Raw genomic sequence first — 21136 nt, 5'->3', positions numbered from 1 at the left:
CGACGACGATGAGTCAGGCGCACGACCACGAGCCCGTCGGGCCTGCCGTGCCGCAGACCCGCACCGCACGCCACCGCCGGATCGTGGACATCCTCAACCGGCAACCGGTGCGATCCCAGAGCCAGTTGGCGAAACTTCTCGCCGACGACGGACTGAGTGTCACCCAGGCGACGCTCTCCCGGGACCTGGACGAGCTGAACGCGGTGAAGATCCGCAACAACGACGGCGACCTCATCTACGCGGTGCCGAGCGAGGGCGGTTTCCGCACCCCGCGCGCCCCGCTGGGCGAGTCGGCGAAGGAGGAGCGGATGCGGCGCCTGTCCGCGGAGCTGTTGATCTCCGCGGAGGCGTCCGCGAACCTCGTGGTCCTGCGCACGCCGCCGGGGGCCGCACAGTTCCTGGCCTCGGCGATCGACCAGGCCGAACTGCACGACATCCTCGGCACCATCGCCGGTGACGACACGCTGCTCCTGATCAGCCGCAACCCCACGGGCGGTCAGGCACTGGCCGACCACCTGCTGCGGCTGGCCCAGAACGGCAACGGGCACTGATCCGTGAGAAGCGGAGGGGCGCTCCCGGACAGGGCGCGTCCCTCCGCTTCCCGCGTTCGTGATCCCGGCCGGGGGCCGTCGGCGCCCACGCGGCGCCGGTCCGCGCGGCCTGCGGGCTCTTCCGCTCACCCCAGGCGGTGGGCGAGACCGCCCGTGCACCTGACCTCGTCGCCCGCCGTGATGAGCAGCGCCTCGACGTCGGGGAGCGATTCCAGCCAGTCCAGAGCCTGCCGCGAGCCCATCGCGAAGGCTGCCGTGGCCCAGGTGTCCACCCAGGTGAGCCGGGGGCCCACCACGGTCACCGCGACGAGATCGGTGACGGCGGACTTGCCGGTGCGCGGGTCGACGATGTGGGCGCCGCGCTCGGCGGTCCCGGACGTGGCCACGGCCAGCTCGGCCGCGCCGGCCGCGGAGACCACCGCGGCGAGCGACCCGGGACGCAACGGATCGGACACCCCGACCCGCCACGGGCGGTGCGGCCCGGGAACGCCGAACAGCTGGACGTCCCCGCCGCCGTTGACACTCACCCCGCTCGCCCCGGCCGCGACGAGACGCTCCGCCGCACGCTCGGTGGCCCAGCCCTTGACGATCCCCGTCGGATCCAACCGCCCCTCGTACGTCGTGCTGAACCAGCCGTCGCTCAGCCGCTCCGCCTCCGCGCCGAGGCCGAGCACCTCGGCGACCTCCGGGTCGCACTCCTCGACGCTCAGCTCACCGCGCACGAGCCGGGTGATCTGGCTGTCGTCGCGGTAGGTGCTGAACACCTCGTCCACCCGGTGGAGTCCGGCGACCGCCTCCTCCAGTGCCGTCCGCACGGCCTGCGGCTCGCCTCCCCGAACGTCGAAGGAGAAGACCGTGCCCATGACCTCCTCGGCGTGGCGCAGCGCGGGCGGCGCCCCGGCCGGCTCAGCCACCGGCCTTGTCCAGGGCGGACTGGAGGGACTCCTTGTAGCCGCCGCTGGTGTAGGTGGCTCCGGAGACCGCGTCGATGTCCGCGCTGCCGGCGGCGACGGCCTCCTGGTCGAGCTTCGGTACGGCATCGTTCGTCACCTCGCTGCTGCGTCCGCCGCTCGGGGCCTGCACGGCCTCCGACTTGGTGATCTTCCCGCCGCTCACGGTGATACGGACCTGGACGGGCCCGTACTGGGTCTTCGCCACGTCTCCGGTGACCGTCTTGGCCTGCGCCGCCGCACCGCCGCCCGCGGGGGAGGACGGCGCGGACGCCGCTCCGCCGCCCGCGGTCTTCGCCTTGTCCAGGGCGGACTGGAGGGACTGCTTGTAGCCGCCGCTGGTGTAGGTGGCTCCGGAGACCGCGTCGATGTCCGCGCTCTGTGCCGCCACCGTCGCCCGGTTCAGCCTGGGCACGGCCAGCTCGGTCTTCTGGTCGCTGGTCCCGCCGCTCGGCGCCTGCACGGCCTCGGCCTTGGTGATCTTCCCGCCGCTCATGGTGATGCGGACCTGGACGGGCCCGTACTGCGTCTTCACCACGTCTCCGGTGACGCTGCCGGACTGTGCGTCCGAGGCACCTCCCTGGGGCGATTCCTGGGCCGCGGCGCTCTGCTGCGGTGCCGCTCCGCCCGCCGCGGACGCGGACGCCGGGTCGGACGCGGGCTTCAGCGACAGCAGCAGGACGATCCCGGACACGGTGGCGGCGGTGGCGAGCACGACGCGCCGAATGGGGTGGCTCTTCTTCATCGCTCCTGACTCCCGTCGCTCACATCTCGAACGACTCGTGATGGATGCGGCGGGCGGGAACGCCCGCCCCGCGCAGTGCTTCGTAGACCTGCTGTGCGAAGCCGGGCGGCCCGCACAGGAACACGTCGTGGCGCTCGATGTCCGGCAGTTTCCGGCGCAGGCTGTCCGGCGAGATGTCCGGACGCTCACCCTCGGGACTGTTCACCGCGTACATCAGGCGGGCCCCGCGCTCCTTGGCGATGGCGGCCAGCTCGTCCCAAAGGGCCAGGTCCTGCGTGCTGTTGGCCCGGTACAGGAGCGTCAGGTCGCCGGACGCGCCGGGCAGCGTCTCGAACAGCGCCCGCATCGGCGTGATGCCGACACCGCCCGCCACCAGGAGCACCTTGCCGCGGCTGCGCCTGGACGCCGTCAGCGCCCCGTACGGGCCCTCGGCCCACACCCGGGTGCCGGGCTCCAGGTCGCGCAGCGCCTCGCTGTGGTCGCCGATCGCCTTCACGGTGATCCGCAGCATGGTGGGTCGGGGCGCCGCGGACAGCGAGTACGGGTGGGAACTCAGCCGCATCCCGGGCGCCAGGAAGCGCCAGCGGAAGAACTGTCCCGCCTCCGCGCCCATCCGGTGCAGCTTGCGGCCGCTGATCAGCACCGACACGATCCCGGGCGTCTCCTCGATCACCGCCTCGACCCGCAGCCGGTGCTTCAGGTTGAGGCGGATCGGCGCGAGGATCCGGTACCAGAGCACGAGCGCGGTCACCGATCCGTACAGCCCGTACCAGACGGTCTTCGCGGTCGGCTCGACGGCGAAGTCGTTCCCGGTGGACAGCTGGTGCCAGAACGTCAGGAACACGGCCGCGTACGTCAGCAGGTGGACGTGGTACCAGGTGTCGTACGGGATCAGGCGGCGGACACCGCCGATCGAGATGAACGCGATGAGCACCAGCAGGCCCGTGCCGATCGCCGCCTTGCCCATGTCGGGCAGCTGGTTGACGGAGTCGACCGTCTGCTGCACGATCCCGCCGAGCCCCTTGCCGGACTGCAGGGCGTAGCCCCACATCGTCAGGAAGAGGTGGGCGAGGACCAGGCAGATCGTGTACCTGCCGCTCATGGCGTGCCAGCGGGCGACCCGGTCCGAGCCCACCCGCCGCTCCAGGGCGGGCACCCGCGCCATCTGGAGCACCACCAGTGCCATCAGATAGCCGGCGAGCAGCCCGGTGATCCGGCCCGCGTTGAGGATCCTGCTGTTGTCGTCCGCGATGGACGGGGTGTTGTTCCACCACAGCCAGACGACTCCTGCCGCACCCGCCCAGACGGCGACGAGCAAGGGGACGGCGGGCGAGCGGCGTGGGCGGATTCGGCGCATGGTCTGGCGCCGCGCGGCGCGACCACCGGCGATCGTGGACACGGTTCCTCCGTGTGCGTCCGTGGGGACGGGGCGAGGGGAGTGGCTCCCTGGCCCAGAGATACGGCCCACGACCGCTGTGTGTTCAGCGGACCGCCGAGGACGTGCCGACCGGAGCTCCGTGCCGCCGGTGCCGGTGCCGGTACCCGTGCCCGTGCCGGGCGGGGCTAGTACTTGCTGATCGCCGTGGGGCCGTCCGCCGTTCCGATCGCGATGTGCGGGTCGCGCGCCGGATCGGCCCACGCGAGCACGCGTCGCATCGCCTCCCGGGACACGGACACGCAACCGGCCGTCGCGCCGCGCCCGTTGACGTGCAGAAAGATTCCGGCGCCGCGCCCGCGCACGGGCCGCGCGTAGTTGAAGCCGATCACGAAGGCGTGCTCGTACTGCGTCGTGTACGCGATCAGGTGCTCGGACTCGGCGGCGCGGCAGTCGGCGGGACGGGGCTCGGTCCAGCGGTTGTACGAGCGGGAGTCGTTGTCCTGGCACCACCAGGAGTCCTGGTGCACCCGGCGGTACGAGGCCCGCGTCCCGCCGGGCGCGGGCCCGATGCCGAAGGCGTAGGGGAGGTCGTACAGCCCCGTGGGGGTGGTGTTCGTGCCCTGGTGGCGTGATCCGCCCTCGGCCAGCCCCTTCGCGCCGAAGCGGGCCGCCGCCGAACCGGACTTCACCCAGTGCCCGTCGCGCAGGTCCCACCAGGTGAGCGTGCCCGACGTGGCGTCGGCGCGGGACGCCTCGGCGGTGATCAGCTGGGTGCCGCCGCCCGTGTCCGCCATCCGCTCGGGCAGGAGCGGCGGACCGCCCGGAGCCATGGCGAGGAGGGACACGGACGCGAGGGCGACGGCTCCGAGGCGCATGATTCAGAACGTACTGGGCGGCAGCGGCAACGGCAGTCCGGGAAGGCCGTCCATGCTGTTCGCGATGTGCTCCTTCTTGGTGAAGTACGCGCTCAGCGAGGCGTCGTCCTCGCGGGCGAAGCGCTTCCCGTGCAGATCGCGGTCCGACTCGTACGCCATGAAGGGCACCGCGTAGCCGCAGGTGTCCCGGACGAGCTCGGCGCTCACCACGATGATCGCGCGCAGGCCGTGCGAGGCCGGGTCGATGTCCGGGAAGTGCCCGAGCAGTTCGCCGAAGCGCGGGTCGTCGCGGAAGACCGGTTCGCCGTGGCCGTGCACCCGGACGATGTTCGGCGGCCCCTGGAAGGCACACCACATGAGGGTGATACGGCCGTTCTCGCGCAGGTGCGCGATGGTCTCGGCGTTGCTGCCCGCGAAGTCCAGATAGGCCACGGTGAGCTCGTCGAGGACGGTGAACGACCCGCTGAGTCCCTTGGGGGAGAGATTGATCGTGCCGTCCCCGGACAGGGGCGCGGTCGCGGTGAAGAAGAGGGGCTGCGCCTCGATGAAGCTGCGCAGGCGGCCGTCTATGCGCTCATAGGTCTTTCCCATGTCTAACGATTATCGGGGAAAGTCTTTCGTCTGTCTAAGGGAATTGTGCGTTCCGATGGTCCGTGGCCGCCTCGGCCGGCGCTCCGCGGGGCGGCCACGGTGCCTGTCACGTCACTTCGTGAGCGTGCAGGGCGCGAGGGAGTCCAGACCTTGCGGCTTGGCGGTGGTGCGTCCGATGGCTGTGGCGATGCGGTTGATGGTGGCGACGCGTTTGTCCTTGAGGGGGCCGAGGATCGCGTTCTGGACGAAGTTGGGTCCGCCTTGGCCCGCGGTGTCGACGAGTCGTTTGTTCGCTTCGGAGATCTGGGTGTCGAGCAGGGTCAGGTTGCGGTCGACCTCGGCCTTCGCGGAGGCGGGAACGGCGGGCAGGCTCGGCGCGACCGCCGGGCAGTCGATGGTCCCGGCGGCGGAGCCACCCGCGTCGCCCGCGTTGCCGGTGGCGCCGGCCGACTGTGCGGGCGCCGTGGCGGTCGCACCCCCGGCCGGCGCCGTGCCGGCCGCGCCGCCGCTCGCGTCGAGCGTGCAGGGCGCGAGGGAGTCCAGACCTTGCGGCTTGGCGGTGGTGCGTCCGATGGCTGTGGCGATGCGGTTGATGGTGGCGACGCGTTTGTCCTTGAGGGGGCCGAGGATCGCGTTCTGGACGAAGTTGGGTCCGCCTTGGCCCGCGGTGTCGACGAGTCGTTTGTTCGCTTCGGAGATCTGGGTGTCGAGCAGGGTCAGGTTGCGATCGACCTCTGTCTTCGCGGAGGCGGGAACGGCGGGCAGGCTCGGCGCGACCGCCGGGCAGTTCACCGTGCCCGCGGCCGCCGCCTTCGTCGTGGCGTTCCGCGCGCCGCTGCCGGGTGTCTCCCCGGCGAGCGCGGAGCCGGCGATCACCGCTCCGGACAACACCACGGCGGACGCGCCGCCGATCAGCGCCACGCGGCGCCTGTGGTACTTCGGAAGAGCCCTGGACATGCGGAAGCCTCACTCTGGTCGGGGGTGGGGGACCGTCCGGCGGTCGTCCGGTCGGTCTGTTCGGTCCTCGGTCGGTCCTGGTCGTTCCGGGGTGCACGGACGCGGCGCCTGCGTCCGGGGGGAGGTACGGGAAAGCGCGTTCCACCGTTCAGACGCCGGTCGAAATCTCGATCCGATGGGTCCGCGGACACCCGCCCGGCCGTCGAGCCGGTGCCCGGGCGGCGGGTCCGACGCGTCCGAGCCGTCACTCGTGCGGCGCATCCCGCCGTGCCCTCGCCGTGGGGCCGTCGGCCCGCACATGACCGCCTGACCTGGCCTTCCGTCATCCCTGGCGGGTCGCTCCTGTCGTCCGGTCCGGCGGACCCGGCCCACCCGAATTGACGAACCATGCAGACTCCTGCATACTCATGCATGTCAGCGAATGCACTGTGAGGAGAAACCCGTGACCGAGCGCGTCGTACTCGCCTACTCGGGCGGCCTGGACACCTCCGTCGCCATCGGCTGGATCGCCGAGGAGACGGGCGCCGAGGTCATCGCCGTTGCCGTGGACGTCGGCCAGGGCGGCGAGGACCTGGACGTCATCCGCAAGCGCGCGCTCGCCTGCGGTGCCGTCGAGGCCGAGGTCGCCGACGCCAAGGACGAGTTCGCCGACGAGTACTGCCTCCCGGCGATCAAGGCCAACGCCCTCTACATGGACCGCTACCCGCTGGTCTCCGCCCTGTCGCGGCCGACCATCGTCAAGCACCTGGTCGCCGCCGCCCAGAAGCACGGCGCCAGCACGGTCGCCCACGGCTGCACCGGCAAGGGCAACGACCAGGTCCGCTTCGAGGCCGGCATCGTCGCCCTCGCCCCCGACCTCAAGTGCATCGCCCCGGTCCGTGACTACGCGATGACCCGGGACAAGGCGATCGCCTTCTGCGAGGAGAAGCAGCTCCCGATCGCCACCACCAAGAAGTCCCCGTACTCCATCGACCAGAACGTCTTCGGGCGTGCCGTCGAGACGGGCTTCCTGGAGGACATCTGGAACGCGCCGATCGAGGACATCTACGAGTACACCTCGAACCCGGCCGAGGTCCGCGAGGCCGACGAGGTGATCATCACCTTCAAGCACGGCGTCCCGGTCGCCATCGATGGCAAGGCCGTCAGCGTCCTGCAGGCCATCCAGCAGCTCAACGAGCGCGCCGGCGCCCAGGGCATCGGCCGGATCGACATGGTCGAGGACCGGCTCGTGGGCATCAAGTCCCGTGAGGTGTACGAGGCTCCGGGCGCGATCGCCCTGATCACCGCCCACCAGGAGCTGGAGAACGTCACCGTCGAGCGCGAACTGGCCCGCTACAAGCGGCAGGTCGAGCAGCGCTGGGGCGAACTGGTCTACGACGGCCAGTGGTTCTCCCCGCTCAAGCGCGCCCTGGACGGCTTCATCGACGAGGCCAACCAGCACGTCAACGGCGACGTCCGGATGACCCTGCACGGCGGTCGCGCCGTCGTCACCGGCCGGCGTTCCGAGTCGTCGCTCTACGACTTCAACCTCGCGACGTACGACACGGGCGACACCTTCGACCAGGCCGCGGCCAAGGGCTTCATCGACATCTACAGCCTGTCGTCGAAGATCGCTGCGAAGCGGGACCTCGGCTAGGGCCCGGCACGGCCTGCGAGACACCTCACACGCACTAGCCTGACAACCGCCTCCTCACTCCTGGGTGGGGAGGCGGCGGCACATCCAGACCTTCCTAGGAGCAACGCAAGTGAGCAGCAACAGCGGTGACGTACGGCTCTGGGGCGGCCGTTTCGCCGACGGTCCCGCCGAGGCCCTGGCCAAGCTGTCCGCGTCGGTCCACTTCGACTGGCGTCTCGCGCCGTACGACATCGCCGGTTCGCGTGCCCACGCGCGCGTGCTGAACCAGGCCGGCCTGCTCACCGAGGACGAGCTCACACGCATGATCGCGGGGCTCGACCGGCTGGAGGCCGACGTCGCCGACGGCTCCTTCGTCGGCACCGTCGCCGACGAGGACGTGCACACCGCCCTGGAGCGCGGTCTGCTGGAGCGCCTCGGCCCCGACCTCGGCGGCAAGCTGCGCGCCGGCCGCTCCCGCAACGACCAGGTCGCGACCCTCTTCCGCATGTATCTGCGCGACCACGCCCGGATCATCGGCGGACTCGTCGCCGAGCTCCAGGACGCGCTGGTCGGCCTGGCGGAGGCCCACCCGGACGTGGCCATGCCCGGCCGCACCCACCTCCAGCACGCCCAGCCGGTCCTCTTCGCGCACCACGTCCTCGCCCACGTCCAGTCCCTCTCCCGGGACGCGGAGCGGCTGCGCCAGTGGGACGAGCGGACGGCCGTGTCGCCCTACGGCTCGGGCGCCCTGGCCGGTTCCTCCCTCGGCCTGGACCCGGAGGCGGTGGCGAAGGATCTCGGCTTCGAGCACGGCAGCGCCGCCAACTCCATCGACGGCACGGCCTCCCGCGACTTCGTGGCGGAGTTCGCGTTCATCACCGCGATGATCGGCGTGAACCTCTCCCGGATCGCCGAGGAGGTCATCATCTGGAACACGAAGGAGTTCTCCTTCGTCACCCTCCACGACGCGTTCTCGACCGGCTCGTCGATCATGCCGCAGAAGAAGAACCCGGACATCGCCGAGCTGGCGCGCGGCAAGTCGGGCCGTCTGATCGGCAATCTGACCGGCCTGATGGCGACCCTCAAGGCCCTTCCGCTCGCGTACAACCGCGACCTCCAGGAGGACAAGGAGCCGGTCTTCGACTCCTGCGACCAGCTGGAGGTCCTGCTCCCCGCCTTCACCGGCATGATGGCCACGCTCACCGTCCACCGCGAGCGCATGGAGGAGCTGGCCCCGGCCGGCTTCTCGCTCGCCACCGACATCGCCGAGTGGCTGGTCAAGCAGGGCGTGCCCTTCCGGGTCGCGCACGAGGTCGCCGGCGAGTGCGTGAAGGTCGCCGAGGCCGAGGGCAAGGAGCTGGACGGCCTGACCGACGAGCAGTTCGCGAAGATCTCCGCCCACCTCACCCCCGAGGTGCGCTCCGTCCTGAACGTGCCGGGCGCCCTCGCCTCCCGCAACGGCCGCGGCGGTACGGCACCCGAGGCGGTCGCCGTCCAGCTCGCCGAGGTCAAGGCGGACGTGGCGGCCCAGCACGCGTGGGCCACGGCGAAGGACGCGAAGCAGGGCTGAGACGGTCGGCACGCGCGCGTGGGGTTCACGGGGCCCACGCGCGCGTGCCGTTCGCATTGCCTCGTACGGGTGTTCGTGGACACCACGCGCGGATGCCGTTCGCCGGACCCCGTACGGGTGTTCGCGGGCCGCACGAGATGTTCCCTTCGGCGACCCCCGTTTGGTGACCCCGTGCGCGTGCGCCGGTCGCGGACCGCGCGCGTACCCACCGCGGACCGCGCGCGTGCCCACCGCGGACCGCGCGCGTGCCCACCGCGGAGCGGGCGCCCACCGCGCGCCGTCGCGGGGCGGCCGCACGGCATTCGCGGGCCCGACCCACGCGTGAAGCACCGTCATCGCGGTTACGTTGGTCATGAGCCGTACCGGAGCCGACCGAAACGGAGCCAGCGATGCCCTTCGCCCGTCTCGCCATTGCGACGACTCCCACCTGCCATATCGGTCTGGGGCTCGCCGCCGTGGGCCGCCCCGGCTACATCAACCTCGGCCGCGAGGCCGACCTGCCCTCCGTGCGCAGCGTCAACGTCCTGCGCGCCCGCACCCACGAGCTCCTCGACGCCGCCTACGCGCAGGGCGTGCGCTATTTCGACGTCGCCCGCTCCTACGGCCGTTCGGAGGAGTTCCTCGCCGAGTGGCTGAACGAACGGCCGGACATCGACGACGTGGTGGTCGGCAGCAAATGGGGCTACACCTACACGGCGGGCTGGACCATCGAGGCCGAGCACCACGAGGTGAAGGACCACAGCGCGGCGACGTACGAGCGCCAGCGCGCGGAGACCGCCGAGCTGCTCGGCGACCGGCTCGACCTCTACCAGATCCATTCGGTGACCCCGGACAGTCCGGCCCTCACCGACAAGGAACTGCACGCCAGGCTGGCCGAGGCCGCCGCGGCGGGCATCACCGTCGGTTTCTCCACCAGCGGGCCCGCCCAGGCGGACGCCGTCCGCGCCGCGCTCGCCGTGACGGTCGAAGGCGAGCCCCTCTTCCGTACCGTCCAGTCGACGTACAACATGCTGGAGACCTCCGCCGCCCCCGCGCTCGCCGAGGCCCACGACGCGGGGCTGACGGTGATCGTCAAGGAGGGCCTGGGGAACGGCCGGCTGGCCGACCCGAACGCGCCGGAGGAGCTGAAGGCCGTCGCCGCCGAGGCCTCCCTGGGCACGGACGCCGTCGCCCTCGCCTGGGTCCTGCGGCAGCCCTGGGCCGGGGTCGTCCTCTCCGGCGCGGTCACCGCGAACCAGCTCGCGTCGAACCTGCACGCCGCGGTCGTCGACCTCGACGACGACCAGCTCGCCCGCCTCGACGGCCTCGTCGAGGGCCCGCAGGCCTACTGGGAGCGGCGCGGCCGGCTGCCCTGGCACTGAGCGACAGGCGTCCCACCCGCACGTATCGGTGAGACGCTCGTATATTCAATGAGACATTCATGTCTCATGTGCGCTATCTTTGTCTCATGGCCGTCGACCGTGAACACGTGCTGCGCAGCGCAGCCGCCCTGCTCACCCGCAAATCCACCGCCACCATGGACGAGGTCGCCAAGGCGGCCGGGATCAGCCGGGCCACCCTGCACCGCCAGTTCGCGGGCCGGGACGCGCTCGTGCGCGCGCTGGAGTCGCTCGGCATCGCCGAGTGCGAGGCGGCCCTGGACGCCGCGCGCCTCGACGAGGGCACCGCTCAGGAGGCCGTGAGCCGCCTGGTCAAGGAGCTCGAGACGGCGGCAGGCCTGCTCGCCTTCCTCTACACCGAGAACCAGCTCTTCGAGGGCGACGGACAGAACGAGGGCTGGGCCCGGCTCGACGCCCGTATCGCCGCGCTGTTCCGGCGCGGCCAGGACAGCGGCGAGTTCCGCATCGACCTCACCCCGGCCTGGCTCACCGAGGCGCTCTACGGACTCATGGCCTCGGCGGCCTGGGCCGTGGCCGAGGGCCGAGTCGCCGCCAAGGACTTCCACCACATGATCGCCGAGCTGCTGCTCGGCGGCGCACTACGGAGAGAGGAACCATGACCAGCACCCTGCAGCCGGCGTTCACGGCGGAGGCGGAGAAGCGTCCGGGCCGCTGGCTCGCGCTCTGCGTCCTCGTCCTGGCCGTGCTGCTGGTGGCCGTCGACGCGACCGTCCTCGGCCTGGCCACCCCGTACATCAGCGAGGACCTGAGGCCCTCGGGCACCCAGCTCCTGTGGATCGGCGACGTCTACTCCTTCGTCATCGCCGGACTGCTCGTCTCCATGGGCAGCCTCGGCGACCGCATCGGCCGCAAGAGGCTGCTGCTCGTCGGTGCCACGGTGTTCGGCCTGATATCGGTGCTCAACGCCTACGCCACGACACCGGAGATGATGATCCTGGCGCGGGCGCTCCTCGGTGTCGCGGGCGCGACTCTGATGCCCGCCACGCTGGCCCTGATCCGCAACCTGTTCCACGACCCGCGCGAGCGCAGCCTCGCCGTCGGCATCTGGGGCGCGACGGCCTCCGCCGGTACGGCGGTCGGCCCCGTCGTCGGCGGGTTCCTGCTCGAACACTTCTGGTGGGGCTCCGTCTTCCTCATCAACCTGCCGGTGATGGTCGTCCTCGTCCTGGTCGGCAGCAAGCTGCTGCCCGAGTCGAGGAACGCGGACCACGGGCCCTGGGACCTGTCCAGCGTCGTCCTCTCGCTGGTCGGCGTGATCGGCGTCGTCTACGCCGTCAAGGAGGCCGCCGCGCACGGGCTCTCCCCGGAGTCGGCCGGCGCGGGCCTGCTGGGCGCCGCCGCCCTCTACTGGTTCGTGCGCCGCCAGCTCACGCTGCCCGCACCGCTGCTGGACGTCAGGCTGTTCCGCAACCGCGGCTTCTCGGGAGCCGTGCTCGCCGACCTGCTGACCGTCCTCGGCATGTCCGGGCTCGTCTTCTTCCTCTCCCAGTACCTGCAACTCGTGCAGGGCAGGGGGCCGTTCGAGGCCGGGCTCGCCGAGATCCCGGCCGCCGTGGGCGCGGTCGCGGCCGGTCTGGTCGCGGGCAGCGTCGCCCGGCGCTTCTCGGTGCGCGCGGTGGTCTCCGGCGGTCTCGCCGCGGTGGGCCTGGCGCTGGGCTCGCTGACCCTGCTGAGCCAGTCGACCGGCTATCCGCTGCTGGGCGCCGCCCTGCTGGTGGTCGGCGTCGGTGCGGGCTTCTCCTTCACCGTCACCGCCGACGTGATCCTCTCCAGCGTCCCGAAGGAGGAGGCGGGTGCCGCCTCCGCGGTCTCCGAGACGGCGTACGAGCTCGGCGCCGCACTGGGCATCGCCCTGCTCGGCTCCATCGTGACGGGCGTCTACGCCGGCTTCGCGGGCCCCGCGGGCACACCGGCCGCGGCTCACGAATCGCTCGGCGGCGCCGTCGAGTCGGCCGCGGAGCTGCCCGCCGACACCGCGGCGGCACTGATGGACTCGGCCCGTACCGCGTTCGTCGACGGCCTCGCGATCGCGGCGGGCGCCGGAGCGCTGGTGCTGCTCGCCACGGCGGTGGCCGCGTGGTTCCTGCTGCGCGGGCAGAAGCTGGAGGCGTGACGGTACGGAACGGGTGAGCCCCGGCCGGCGACTGCCGGCCGGGGCTCACCCGTGAGAATCGCGGTGCCTCGTGCGAGGCGTCAGGCGGCCTTCGCCTTCGTGGCGTACATGTCCACGTACTCCTGGCCGGACAGTCGCATGACCTCGGCCATCACGGAGTCGGTCACCGCCCGCAGGACGTAGCGGTCGCGGTCCATGCCCTCGTACCGGGAGAACTCCATGGCCTCGCCGAAGCGGACCGTGACCCGTCCCGGGCGCGGGATGCCGGCGCCGCCCGGCTGGATCTTGTCGGTGCCGATGATGGCGAAGGGAACGACGGGGGCACCGGTCATCAGGGTCAGACGGGCGATGCCCGTGCGCCCCCGGTAGAGGCGGCCGTCGGGGGAGCGGGTGCCCTCCGGGTAGATGCTGAAGACCTTGCCCTCCTCCAGCACCCGGCGGCCGGTCATCAGCGCCGCGACACCGCCGCGGCCGCCGTCCCGGTCGACCGGGATCATGCCGACGCCGGTGAAGAACCAGGCCATCACCTTGCCCTTGACGCCCTTGCCGGTGACGTACTCGTCCTTGCCGATGAAGAAGACCTGACGGTCGCAGAACAGCGGCATGATCATCGAGTCGATGAACGTGAGGTGGTTGCCGGCCAGGATCACCGGGCCGTCGCCCGGGATGTTCTCCACGCCTTCCACCCGTGGGCGGAACATCAGGCGCATGATCGGTCCGAGCACTGCCTTGATGAGCGCGAAGCGGGACAACGGGCCCTCCGGTGTCAAGGGATCGGTATGAAGTCTGTGCAGGTGAGGACGATACTCGCGGCCCCCCGGTGATTGCACATCGGGTTCACCGAGTGGATACGCACTGTTGACGCCTGTTTACCTGCGGTGCCGCCTCAGCGGGCGGCTGTCACGCCGTCGACACGATGTGACGGACATCGCGCGTCGCGGCGGCGAACGAGTGAACGTGTCGCGGTCGGCCGTCGTCCGCCACTCCCTTCCCGCCTACCCACCGCTGCCGCCGTGAAGCCGACGGACCGTCATCTTCCGCATCCCGTACGACATCCAGGGTCACCCACGTGTTCGACCGCAGGCCTCCCTCCGGTCACACCGTGGCACCTACGATCGTCCCGTTTTCGACAGGCGGGGCCCTACAGCGGGAGGAGCGCTCATGGTGGCGCAGGAGTCGGACGGACAGGGACGGGGTACGGCGCGGCGCGCGCTGCTCGGTGCGGCGGTGCTCGGGGCGGGCGGAGCCGTCCTCGGCGCGACGGGTACGGCGAGAGCGGACGGGCGGCAGGGCTCGGGCGGCTACCGGAGCCTGCCCAAACCGACCGTCATCGGACATCGCGGGGCGAGTGGTTATCGACCGGAGCACACCTTCGGCTCGTACCAGCTGGCCCTCGACATGGGCGCCGACGTCGTCGAGGCGGGCGACCTGGTGCCCACCAAGGACGGCCACCTCGTGTGCCGGCACGAACCGGAGATCGGCGGGACCACGGACGTCGCGGCACACCCCGAGTTCGCCGACCGCAAGACCACGAAGACGCTCGACGGCGTCGCCACCACCGGCTGGTTCACCGAGGACTTCACCCTCGCCGAGCTGAAGACGCTGCGGGCCGTCGAGCGCATCCCCGCCAACCGTCCGCACAACACGCTCTACGACGGCCGCTGGGAGATACCGACCTTCGAGGAGGTGCTCCGCTGGCAGGACGAGCAGACCCGTAAGCGCGGCAAGCAGGTCTGGATCTACCCCGAGACCAAGCACCCCACCTACTTCCGCAAGCTCGGCCTCGGGCTGGAGGAGCGGGTCGCCAAGCTGCTGCGCAAGTACGGCAAGGACGGGAAGAACGCGCCGGTCATCCTCCAGTCCTTCGAGCCGAGCAGCATGCAGCGGCTGAACAAGCTGGTCGACAACCCGCTCGTCGTGCTGCTGTCCGGCGCGAGCAGCCGCCCCTGGGACTTCGTCGAGGCGGGCGACCCGCGCACGGTCGCCGACCTGGTCAAGCCCGAGGGCCTGACGTGGATCGCCTCGTACGCGCAGGGCATCGGCCCCACGCTCGACCTGGTCATCCCCAAGGACGCGAGCGGCAACCTCACCACGCCGACCACGCTCGTCGCCGACGCGCACAAGGCGGGCCTGATCCTGCACCCCTACACCATGCGCAACGAGAACCCCTTCCTCCCCGCGAACTTCCGGAAGGGCACCGACCCGACCGCCTACGGCGACGCGTTCGGTGCCTTCAAGACGTACTTCGCGACGGGCATCGACGGCGTCTTCTCCGACAACGCGGACACCGCGCTGCTGGCCCGCGCCGACTTCGTCAACGGATGACCCGGCGACCCCGGATGGGGTGACAGACGGCCGCCCCGGCAACCTGACGCCGGGGCGGCCGCGTCGTGCCGCACATGACCCACGAGATGGTTTCCACCCTGCGCCCGCTCCTCGTCGCCGAGGCCTCGGCCGAGGCGTACGCCTCCGGCGCCGAGCAGGGAGACCTCGAACAGGCCGTCTGGCTCCGCCTGCTGGAGCGCCTCGACGCGGGCGGTCCGCCCGAGGACCCGCAGGGCTGGCTGCGCCGCGCCGTGCGCTCCGAGGCCCGTCGCAGCCGTCGCACCGCCCGTGTCGAGCAGCCCTTCGCCGCCGAGCCCGCGGACCTCGGCGGGCCCGGGCCCGAACAGCAGGCGATGACGTCCGAACGGCGGCGCGTGCTGCACGACGCCGTGCGCCGACTGCCGGGCCGCTGCCCGAGCCTCATGGCGGCGCTGCTCTCGCCGAAAGACCTCACATACCGGGAGATCGCGGGGGAGTTGGGTATCTCACAGGGCAGTCTGGGCCCGGAACGTTCCAGATGCCTGGGATGTCTGCGGCGATTGCTGACGGTGGAGGTTGCGGCTCGCTGACGGCGGGGATAGGAGTGAGGGACTACCGGCGGAACAGGTGAGCGGGAGGCATGCACACATGGGCATGAGCGTGACCATCTCGGCGGCGACCGAAGAGGACGCCGAACAGATCCTCAAGCTGCAGTACCTCTGCTACCAGAGCGAGGCCGAGCTCTACGGCGACTACGGAATCGAGCCGCTCACCCAGCCGCTCGACTCCCTCAGGGCGGAACTCGCCAGCGGCACCGTCCTCGTGGCGCGGCTCGGGGCGGAGGTGGTGGCCTCGGTCCGCGGCGCGGTGGACGACGACGGCACGGCCCGCATCAACAAGCTCATCGTCCACCCGCGCATGCAGCGGCACGGGCTCGGCGGACGGCTGCTCGCCGCGATCGAGGCACAGCTCGGCGCGGACGGCACGGCCAAGTCCTTCCAGCTCTTCACCGGGCACCGCAGCGACCGCAATCTGCGCCTGTACCGCAAGCACGGTTACGCGCCCGTCTCCACCGAGCGCGTCGACGAGCGGCTCACGCTGGTGACGCTGGCGAAGGGCGCCGACGCGAGCGCGTACGCGACCAGCGCCTGACCGGCCCCGGGCCCCGGTCACCGACCGGGGCCACCGCGGCACCACCCGCGAACGGCCGGGTGGCAGCGCGACTCGGGCCGGCGAGGGGCGGCTCTCCGGTGCGCCCGACTCCCGCCGCCGGGCGGCCTGTCGGACTCGGTGGCCTGCCGGGTTCAGCGGTCAGGCCGGTTCAGGGTCAGGCCTGTTCAGCTTCAGGCCGGCCGGGCCGTCGTGCGGGCCTTGCGCAGCCAGTACATCGCCGACAGCGGCAGCAGCACCGGAATGAACAGATAGCCCATCCCGTAGTCCGACCACACCGTGGCGTCGGGGAAGGCGGAGGGCTCCACCAGCGTCCAGGTGCCCACGATCAGCACGCCCGCGAGTTCGGCGGCACAGCACACCAGCGCCGCCCTGCGGGCCGTCTCGCCGCCGCGCACCAGCGAGTACGTGATGAAGCCGTAGACGACACCCGCCACCGCGGACAGCGAGTAGGCCAGCGGTGCCTTGTCGAACTCCGTGGAGATCTGCACGGCGGACCGCGAGACGGCGCCCACGACCATCACGCCGTACAGCCACAGCAGCAGCATCCCGGGGCCGCTGATGAGCCGTGTCCGCTGCTTCGGCGTCCCGTCCGGCACGCCCGTCCCGCCGGGCACGACGCCGTTCTCGTCCGTGGCCGTCATCTCAGCCTCCCCAGATGTCATAGAGCCGCACCTCGAGGACGGCGAGGACCACACCGCCGGCCGCCACCGTGACCGAACCCCAGCGGGTGCGCTCCGCGAGCGACATGAAGCCCGCGGCGGGAATGCACGCGAAGGCGCCGAGCAGGTACGCCACGAAGATCGTCGTGCCCTGCTCCGGCTTCTCGCCGCGTGCCAGCTGGACGATGCCGATCACCAGCTGGACCAGGGCGAGCAGCGACACCACGGCCATGCCGATGAAGTGCCAGTCCTTCGTGGGCTGATCACGGTAGGCGGCCCAGCCGCACCAGGCGGCGAGCGCGAGCGCGGCGACGGCGGTGGCGACCGTCAGGGCATCAAGCATGCCGTGACCCTATTACGGGCCAAAAGGCCCGATGCGCTCGCCCCCGGGGTGCCCCGTAGGGTCGGCGGCATGAAGATCCATGCAGATGCCCTCCTGTTCGACAACGACGGAACGCTCGTCTCATCCCTCGAGTCGGTGAACCGCTGCTGGAGGCGATGGGCGACGGAGTACGGCATCACGGCTGACGACTTCGCCCGGATCGAGCTGCACGGCCGCCCCGCCGTCGAGATAGCCGCCGACCTGCTGCCCGCCGACGTCGTGCCCGAGGCCCTCGCGCGCATCGAACAGCTGGAGGTCGAGGACGTGCCCGGCGGGGTCGTGGCGCTGCCCGGCACCCTCGCGCTGCTCGACGCGCTGCCCGCCGAGCGCTGGGCCGTGGTCACCTCGGCCACCCGCCGGCTGGCCGAGGCCCGGCTCGAAGAGGTCGGCATCCGCCCCAAGACGATGATCGCCGCGGACGACATCACCCGCGGCAAACCCGACCCCGAGCCCTACCTCCTCGCGGCCCGTGAGCTGGGCGTCGACCCGGCGCGCTGCGTCGTCTTCGAGGACGCCCCGGCCGGTCTCCAGGCGGGCCGCGCGGCCGGAATGACGACAGTGGCATTGACCACAACGCACCGCGCCCACGAGCTGGACGCCGACCTGGTGGTCGAGGACCTCTCCGCCTTGTCCGTCCTGGTCACCGACCACGGCGTGGAGATCTCCGCCTGACGGGACGGTGTGTCCACCGCTGTCCGCTATTCGGACAGCGGTGGCAGGCCCCGCCTGTGGGTCTGCTTTACTTGCACCCATGACCACGACGAGCAGCCGCATCCTTGCGACCGAGGCGACCATGACGCCCGGTGCTCGTTGTATGTGTCGAATGTGCGCCTTCTAGAGGGCCCCCGCACCACCGCCTGATCTCGCGCCCCGAAGCGAGACCGCCGCGCCCTGTCCCGTACCGCGTACGTGACTCCGGCTGCCCCGCGCACACGTTTCTCCTTCCGGTTCCTTCGCCATCGCGAGAACCGTGCCGCGTTCCCGACCGCATGCACCCGTGCCCGGCGCACACCCACGCCCTGCACTCGACAGTGACGGAAACCCCAGTGATCACGACAACGGGCCTCACCAAGGTCTACCGTTCGCGCGGCCGGGAGGTCATCGCCCTCGACGGCGTCGATCTGCACGTCCGCGAAGGCGAGGTGTACGGCGTCATCGGCCAGTCCGGCGCCGGCAAGTCCTCGCTCATCCGCTGCGTCAACCTCCTGGAGCGCCCCACCTCCGGCACGGTCACCGTCGCGGGACAGGACCTCACCGCACTCGCCGGCCGCGGCCCCCGCGCCGGCAAGGAACTGCGCCAGGCGCGCAGTGGCATCGGCATGGTCTTCCAGCACTTCAACCTGCTGTCCTCGCGCACCGTCCAGGACAACATCGAGCTGCCGCTCGAGATCCTCGGCGTCTCCGGCAGGGAACGCAGCCGCAAGGCCCTCGAACTCCTCGACCTGGTCGGCCTCTCCGACAAGGCCAAGGCCTACCCGGCGCAGCTCTCCGGCGGCCAGAAGCAGCGCGTCGGCATCGCCCGCGCCCTCGCCGGCGACCCCAAGGTGCTCCTGTCCGACGAGGCGACCAGCGCCCTCGACCCGGAGACCACCCGCTCCATCCTCCAGCTGCTGCGCGACCTGAACCGGCAGCTGGGCCTGACCGTCCTGCTCATCACCCACGAGATGGACGTCGTCAAGAGCATCTGCGACTCGGCCGCGCTCATGGAGAAGGGCAGGATCGTCGAGTCCGGGACCGTCAGCGAACTGCTCGCCACGCCCGGCTCCGAGCTGGCCTCCGCGCTCTTCCCGGTCAGCGGCGACGCCTCCGGCGAGGACCGCACCGTCATCGACGTCACCTTCCACGGCGAGGCGGCCACCCAGCCCGTCGTCTCGCAGCTCGCCCGCACGTACAACATCGACATCTCGATCCTCGGCGCCGCGATGGACACCGTCGGCGGCAAGCAGGTCGGCCGCATGCGCATCGAACTGCCCGGCCGCTACGAGGACAACGTCGTACCGATCGGCTTCCTCCGCGAGCAGGGCCTGCAGATCGACGTCCTGGGCCAGGAGCCCGTACTGGTCGGGGAAGGTGCCAAGTGACCTGGTCCGAGATGCAGCCGCTGCTGTCCCAGGCGTGTTGGGACACGCTCTACATGGTCGGCTGGTCCACGCTCATCGCCGTCCTCGCCGGCCTTCCGCTGGGTGTCCTGCTGGTTCTCACGGACCGCGGCGGCCTGGTGCAGAACACCGTGGTGAACAAGGTCATCGGGCAGGTCGTGAACATCGTCCGCTCGATGCCCTTCATCATCCTGATGGTCGCTCTGATGTCCTTCACCCGCTGGATCGTCGGTACGACCATCGGCCGCGAGGCCGCCATCGTGCCGCTCGCCGTCGGCGCCATCCCGTTCTTCGCGCGGCTCGTCGAGACGTCCGTGCGTGAGGTCGACGGCGGTCTGGTCGAAGCCGTGCAGTCGATGGGCGGCAACACCTGGACCGTCGTCCGCAAGGTGCTCGTGCCCGAGTCCCTGCCGTCGCTGATCTCGGCCACCACGACCACGGTCGTCGCCATCATCGGCTACTCCGCGATGGCCGGCACCGTCGGCGCGGGCGGCCTCGGCGACCTCGCGATCCGCTACGGCTACCAGCGCTTCGAGTCCGAACTGATGTGGCTCATCGTGGCCGTCCTCGCCGTCGTCATCGCCGTCATCCAGTTCGCGGGCGACTCCGGTGCCCGCGTCCTGCACCGCCGCGCGGGCAAGGGCGGCGAGCCGCTCCGCTTCCGTGTCCTCGCCGGATTCCTGCCCGGCGGCCCGGTCGGCGCCACGCCCACCAAGACCCGCTGACCCCCGACGTCCCGCCCCACCCGGTGGCCCGGCCGGCGCACGCCGGCCAGGAGCCGCCGCAACCCCGACTCCCCGTCCCACCCGGCGGGTTGCACCACCCATGGAGAAAGGCACTTTTCGTGCGTAACACCACCAAGATCACCGCAGCTGTCCTCGCCACCGGCGCCCTCACCCTGGGCCTGACCGCCTGCGGCTCCGACAAGGCCGACACCAAGGCCAAGGCGTCCGACCCCCTCGTCGTCGCGGCCACCCCCGTGCCGCACGCCGAGATCCTCGAGTTCGTCAAGGACCACCTGGCGAAGAAGGCCGGCCTCAAGCTGGAGGTCAAGGAGTTCACCGACTACGTCACGCCGAACACGGCGACCGAGGACGGGTCCGTGGACGCCAACTACTTCCAGACCCAGCCGTACCTGGAAGACTTCAACAAGAAGAACGGCTCGCACCTCGCCTCGGTCGCGACGGTTCACCTGGAGCCCCTCGGCCTCTACTCCGAGAAGGTCAAGAAGGCCGACGACCTGAAGAAGGGCGGCACCGTCGCCCTCCCGAACGACGCCGACAACGAGGCGCGAGCCCTCCGCTTCCTCGCGGCCAGCGGCATCATCACGCTCAAGAGCGGCTCGGAGGGCACCGCGACCCCGCAGGACATCGCGAAGAACCCGAAGGACCTTCAGTTCAAGGAGATCGAGGCGGCCCAGACCCCGCGCTCCCTGAAGGACGTCGACGCCGCGGTGATCAACGGCAACTACGCCATCGGTGCCGGTCTCTCGCCCGCCAAGGACGCCCTCGCGCTGGAGTCCACGAAGAACAACGCGTACAACAACGTCCTCGCCGTGAAGCAGGGCAACGAGAAGGACCCGCGCGTCGAGAAGCTCGCCAAGCTCCTCACCTCGCCCGAGGTCAAGAAGTTCATCGAGGACAAGTACGCCGGTTCCGTCCTGCCGTCGTTCTAGTCGTCCCGCACGGCCGCCGCGCCACGGGGACGGCCCCTGAGCCGTCCCCGTCGTCCGGCCCCTCCGTCACCGCACGGGGTCCACTCCCTGCCCGGGGTG

At 71.1% G+C, this 21136-nt stretch carries 22 protein-coding genes; 13 read left to right on the top strand and 9 right to left on the bottom strand.

The features are described 5' to 3' along the window. The first annotated feature begins 8 nt into the window (after positions 1 to 8). Entirely contained in the window at positions 9 to 551 is a 543-nt protein-coding gene (locus BKI49_RS05860; protein ID WP_095933109.1) for an arginine repressor, read from the top strand. 125 nt (positions 552 to 676) lie between these two features. On the opposite strand, the gene BKI49_RS05855 is transcribed toward BKI49_RS05860, so the two are convergent. From BKI49_RS05855 to BKI49_RS05830, 6 genes are all read right to left on the bottom strand, one after another. Beyond that, positions 677 to 1465 carry an FAD:protein FMN transferase gene (locus BKI49_RS05855; protein ID WP_095933108.1) on the bottom strand — a complete coding sequence of 263 codons (789 nt, stop codon included), beginning with the start codon at positions 1463 to 1465 and terminating at the stop codon, positions 677 to 679. Then, the gene (locus BKI49_RS05850) at positions 1458 to 2246 is read right to left on the bottom strand and encodes an FMN-binding protein (RefSeq protein WP_179332346.1); all 789 of its coding nucleotides are present in this window, start codon (positions 2244 to 2246) and stop codon (positions 1458 to 1460) included. The genes BKI49_RS05855 and BKI49_RS05850 overlap by 8 nt, the downstream gene beginning before the upstream one ends. 19 nt (positions 2247 to 2265) lie before the next feature. Beyond that, a complete protein-coding gene (locus tag BKI49_RS05845; RefSeq protein ID WP_095933154.1) occupies positions 2266 to 3603 on the bottom strand; it encodes a ferredoxin reductase family protein in 1338 nt (445 codons plus the stop codon). Positions 3604 to 3809: 206 nt separating this feature from the next. Beyond that, positions 3810 to 4499 (bottom strand): L,D-transpeptidase family protein, encoded by a 690-nt coding sequence (locus tag BKI49_RS05840; protein ID WP_095933107.1) that lies wholly within the window; start codon positions 4497 to 4499, stop codon positions 3810 to 3812. A gap of 3 nt (positions 4500 to 4502) precedes the next feature. Continuing rightward, positions 4503 to 5090, bottom strand: coding sequence for a pyridoxamine 5'-phosphate oxidase family protein (locus tag BKI49_RS05835; RefSeq protein WP_095933106.1), 588 nt, complete (start codon positions 5088 to 5090; stop codon positions 4503 to 4505). A 111-nt stretch (positions 5091 to 5201) separates the two neighbouring features. Further along, the gene (locus tag BKI49_RS05830) at positions 5202 to 6047 is read right to left on the bottom strand and encodes a hypothetical protein (RefSeq protein WP_095933105.1); all 846 of its coding nucleotides are present in this window, start codon (positions 6045 to 6047) and stop codon (positions 5202 to 5204) included. Between the two features lie 442 nt (positions 6048 to 6489). Here BKI49_RS05830 and BKI49_RS05825 point away from each other — a divergent pair, with 442 nt between their 5' ends. The 5 genes from BKI49_RS05825 to BKI49_RS05805 all read left to right on the top strand — a co-directional run bounded on the left by BKI49_RS05825 (position 6490) and on the right by BKI49_RS05805 (position 12745). Further along, positions 6490 to 7683 carry an argininosuccinate synthase gene (locus BKI49_RS05825; protein WP_095933104.1) on the top strand — a complete coding sequence of 398 codons (1194 nt, stop codon included), beginning with the start codon at positions 6490 to 6492 and terminating at the stop codon, positions 7681 to 7683. Positions 7684 to 7792: 109 nt separating this feature from the next. Then, positions 7793 to 9232: an argininosuccinate lyase gene (gene argH / locus BKI49_RS05820; protein ID WP_095933103.1), complete on the top strand. Its 1440-nt coding sequence runs from the start codon at positions 7793 to 7795 to the stop codon at positions 9230 to 9232. 389 nt (positions 9233 to 9621) lie between these two features. Beyond that, positions 9622 to 10593, top strand: a complete 972-nt coding sequence (locus BKI49_RS05815; RefSeq protein WP_095933102.1) for an aldo/keto reductase — start codon at positions 9622 to 9624, stop codon at positions 10591 to 10593. Between the two features lie 86 nt (positions 10594 to 10679). Further along, positions 10680 to 11231 carry a TetR/AcrR family transcriptional regulator gene (locus BKI49_RS05810; RefSeq protein WP_028801537.1) on the top strand — a complete coding sequence of 184 codons (552 nt, stop codon included), beginning with the start codon at positions 10680 to 10682 and terminating at the stop codon, positions 11229 to 11231. After that, positions 11228 to 12745, top strand: a complete 1518-nt coding sequence (locus BKI49_RS05805) for an MFS transporter (RefSeq protein ID WP_095933100.1) — start codon at positions 11228 to 11230, stop codon at positions 12743 to 12745. The genes BKI49_RS05810 and BKI49_RS05805 overlap by 4 nt, the downstream gene beginning before the upstream one ends. A gap of 80 nt (positions 12746 to 12825) precedes the next feature. On the opposite strand, the gene BKI49_RS05800 is transcribed toward BKI49_RS05805, so the two are convergent. Continuing rightward, the gene (locus BKI49_RS05800; protein WP_095933099.1) at positions 12826 to 13497 is read right to left on the bottom strand and encodes a lysophospholipid acyltransferase family protein; all 672 of its coding nucleotides are present in this window, start codon (positions 13495 to 13497) and stop codon (positions 12826 to 12828) included. Between the two features lie 409 nt (positions 13498 to 13906). On the opposite strand from BKI49_RS05800, the gene BKI49_RS05795 reads away from it, so the two are divergent. The 3 genes from BKI49_RS05795 (at position 13907) to BKI49_RS05785 (ending at position 16201) form a co-directional block, all read left to right on the top strand. Next, positions 13907 to 15070, top strand: a complete 1164-nt coding sequence (locus tag BKI49_RS05795; RefSeq protein WP_095933098.1) for a glycerophosphodiester phosphodiesterase — start codon at positions 13907 to 13909, stop codon at positions 15068 to 15070. A gap of 74 nt (positions 15071 to 15144) precedes the next feature. Next, positions 15145 to 15639 carry an RNA polymerase sigma factor gene (locus BKI49_RS05790; RefSeq protein ID WP_095933097.1) on the top strand — a complete coding sequence of 165 codons (495 nt, stop codon included), beginning with the start codon at positions 15145 to 15147 and terminating at the stop codon, positions 15637 to 15639. A 58-nt stretch (positions 15640 to 15697) separates the two neighbouring features. Further along, positions 15698 to 16201 carry a GNAT family N-acetyltransferase gene (locus BKI49_RS05785; RefSeq protein WP_095933096.1) on the top strand — a complete coding sequence of 168 codons (504 nt, stop codon included), beginning with the start codon at positions 15698 to 15700 and terminating at the stop codon, positions 16199 to 16201. Between the two features lie 191 nt (positions 16202 to 16392). Here BKI49_RS05785 and BKI49_RS05780 read toward each other — a convergent pair whose 3' ends face one another. Together BKI49_RS05780 and BKI49_RS05775 are read right to left on the bottom strand one after the other, a co-directional pair. Next, the gene (locus tag BKI49_RS05780; RefSeq protein ID WP_095933153.1) at positions 16393 to 16767 is read right to left on the bottom strand and encodes a hypothetical protein; all 375 of its coding nucleotides are present in this window, start codon (positions 16765 to 16767) and stop codon (positions 16393 to 16395) included. Positions 16768 to 16864: 97 nt separating this feature from the next. Continuing rightward, a complete protein-coding gene (locus BKI49_RS05775; protein WP_095933095.1) occupies positions 16865 to 17224 on the bottom strand; it encodes a hypothetical protein in 360 nt (119 codons plus the stop codon). Positions 17225 to 17293: 69 nt separating this feature from the next. Between BKI49_RS05775 and BKI49_RS05770 the strand changes: the two genes are divergently transcribed. From BKI49_RS05770 to BKI49_RS05755, 4 genes are all read left to right on the top strand, one after another. Then, on the top strand, positions 17294 to 17935 hold the full coding sequence (locus tag BKI49_RS05770; RefSeq protein ID WP_095933094.1) for an HAD family hydrolase: 642 nt from the start codon (positions 17294 to 17296) through the stop codon (positions 17933 to 17935). Between the two features lie 374 nt (positions 17936 to 18309). After that, positions 18310 to 19344, top strand: a complete 1035-nt coding sequence (locus tag BKI49_RS05765) for a methionine ABC transporter ATP-binding protein (RefSeq protein ID WP_179332344.1) — start codon at positions 18310 to 18312, stop codon at positions 19342 to 19344. After that, positions 19341 to 20087 carry a methionine ABC transporter permease gene (locus tag BKI49_RS05760; RefSeq protein WP_095933092.1) on the top strand — a complete coding sequence of 249 codons (747 nt, stop codon included), beginning with the start codon at positions 19341 to 19343 and terminating at the stop codon, positions 20085 to 20087. Before BKI49_RS05765 ends, BKI49_RS05760 begins: the two co-directional genes overlap by 4 nt. Before the next feature lie 119 nt (positions 20088 to 20206). Beyond that, positions 20207 to 21037, top strand: a complete 831-nt coding sequence (locus BKI49_RS05755; protein ID WP_095933091.1) for a MetQ/NlpA family ABC transporter substrate-binding protein — start codon at positions 20207 to 20209, stop codon at positions 21035 to 21037. Positions 21038 to 21136 lie beyond the last annotated feature (99 nt).

It is taken from the genome of Streptomyces sp. Tue6028 (genome assembly GCF_002300165.1).
Taxonomy (GTDB): domain Bacteria; phylum Actinomycetota; class Actinomycetes; order Streptomycetales; family Streptomycetaceae; genus Streptomyces; species Streptomyces siamensis.
Note: the sequence above shows the minus strand (reverse complement) of the source record. Positions and strands in the feature narration are given on the sequence as shown.

Coding starts and splice junctions, on each gene's coding strand:
- BKI49_RS05805 (WP_095933100.1), top strand. CDS start 11,228: ATGACCAGCACCCTGCAGCCGGCGTTCACGGCGGAGGCGGAGAAGCGT.
- BKI49_RS05790 (WP_095933097.1), top strand. CDS start 15,145: ATGACCCACGAGATGGTTTCCACCCTGCGCCCGCTCCTCGTCGCCGAG.
- BKI49_RS05830 (WP_095933105.1), bottom strand. CDS start 6,047: ATGTCCAGGGCTCTTCCGAAGTACCACAGGCGCCGCGTGGCGCTGATC.
- BKI49_RS05795 (WP_095933098.1), top strand. CDS start 13,907: ATGGTGGCGCAGGAGTCGGACGGACAGGGACGGGGTACGGCGCGGCGC.
- BKI49_RS05780 (WP_095933153.1), bottom strand. CDS start 16,767: ATGCTGCTGCTGTGGCTGTACGGCGTGATGGTCGTGGGCGCCGTCTCG.
- BKI49_RS05850 (WP_179332346.1), bottom strand. CDS start 2,246: ATGAAGAAGAGCCACCCCATTCGGCGCGTCGTGCTCGCCACCGCCGCC.
- BKI49_RS05785 (WP_095933096.1), top strand. CDS start 15,698: ATGGGCATGAGCGTGACCATCTCGGCGGCGACCGAAGAGGACGCCGAA.
- BKI49_RS05775 (WP_095933095.1), bottom strand. CDS start 17,224: ATGCTTGATGCCCTGACGGTCGCCACCGCCGTCGCCGCGCTCGCGCTC.
- BKI49_RS05860 (WP_095933109.1), top strand. CDS start 9: ATGAGTCAGGCGCACGACCACGAGCCCGTCGGGCCTGCCGTGCCGCAG.
- BKI49_RS05815 (WP_095933102.1), top strand. CDS start 9,622: ATGCCCTTCGCCCGTCTCGCCATTGCGACGACTCCCACCTGCCATATC.
- BKI49_RS05835 (WP_095933106.1), bottom strand. CDS start 5,090: ATGGGAAAGACCTATGAGCGCATAGACGGCCGCCTGCGCAGCTTCATC.
- BKI49_RS05770 (WP_095933094.1), top strand. CDS start 17,294: ATGAAGATCCATGCAGATGCCCTCCTGTTCGACAACGACGGAACGCTC.
- BKI49_RS05810 (WP_028801537.1), top strand. CDS start 10,680: ATGGCCGTCGACCGTGAACACGTGCTGCGCAGCGCAGCCGCCCTGCTC.
- BKI49_RS05840 (WP_095933107.1), bottom strand. CDS start 4,499: ATGCGCCTCGGAGCCGTCGCCCTCGCGTCCGTGTCCCTCCTCGCCATG.
- BKI49_RS05845 (WP_095933154.1), bottom strand. CDS start 3,603: ATGCGCCGAATCCGCCCACGCCGCTCGCCCGCCGTCCCCTTGCTCGTC.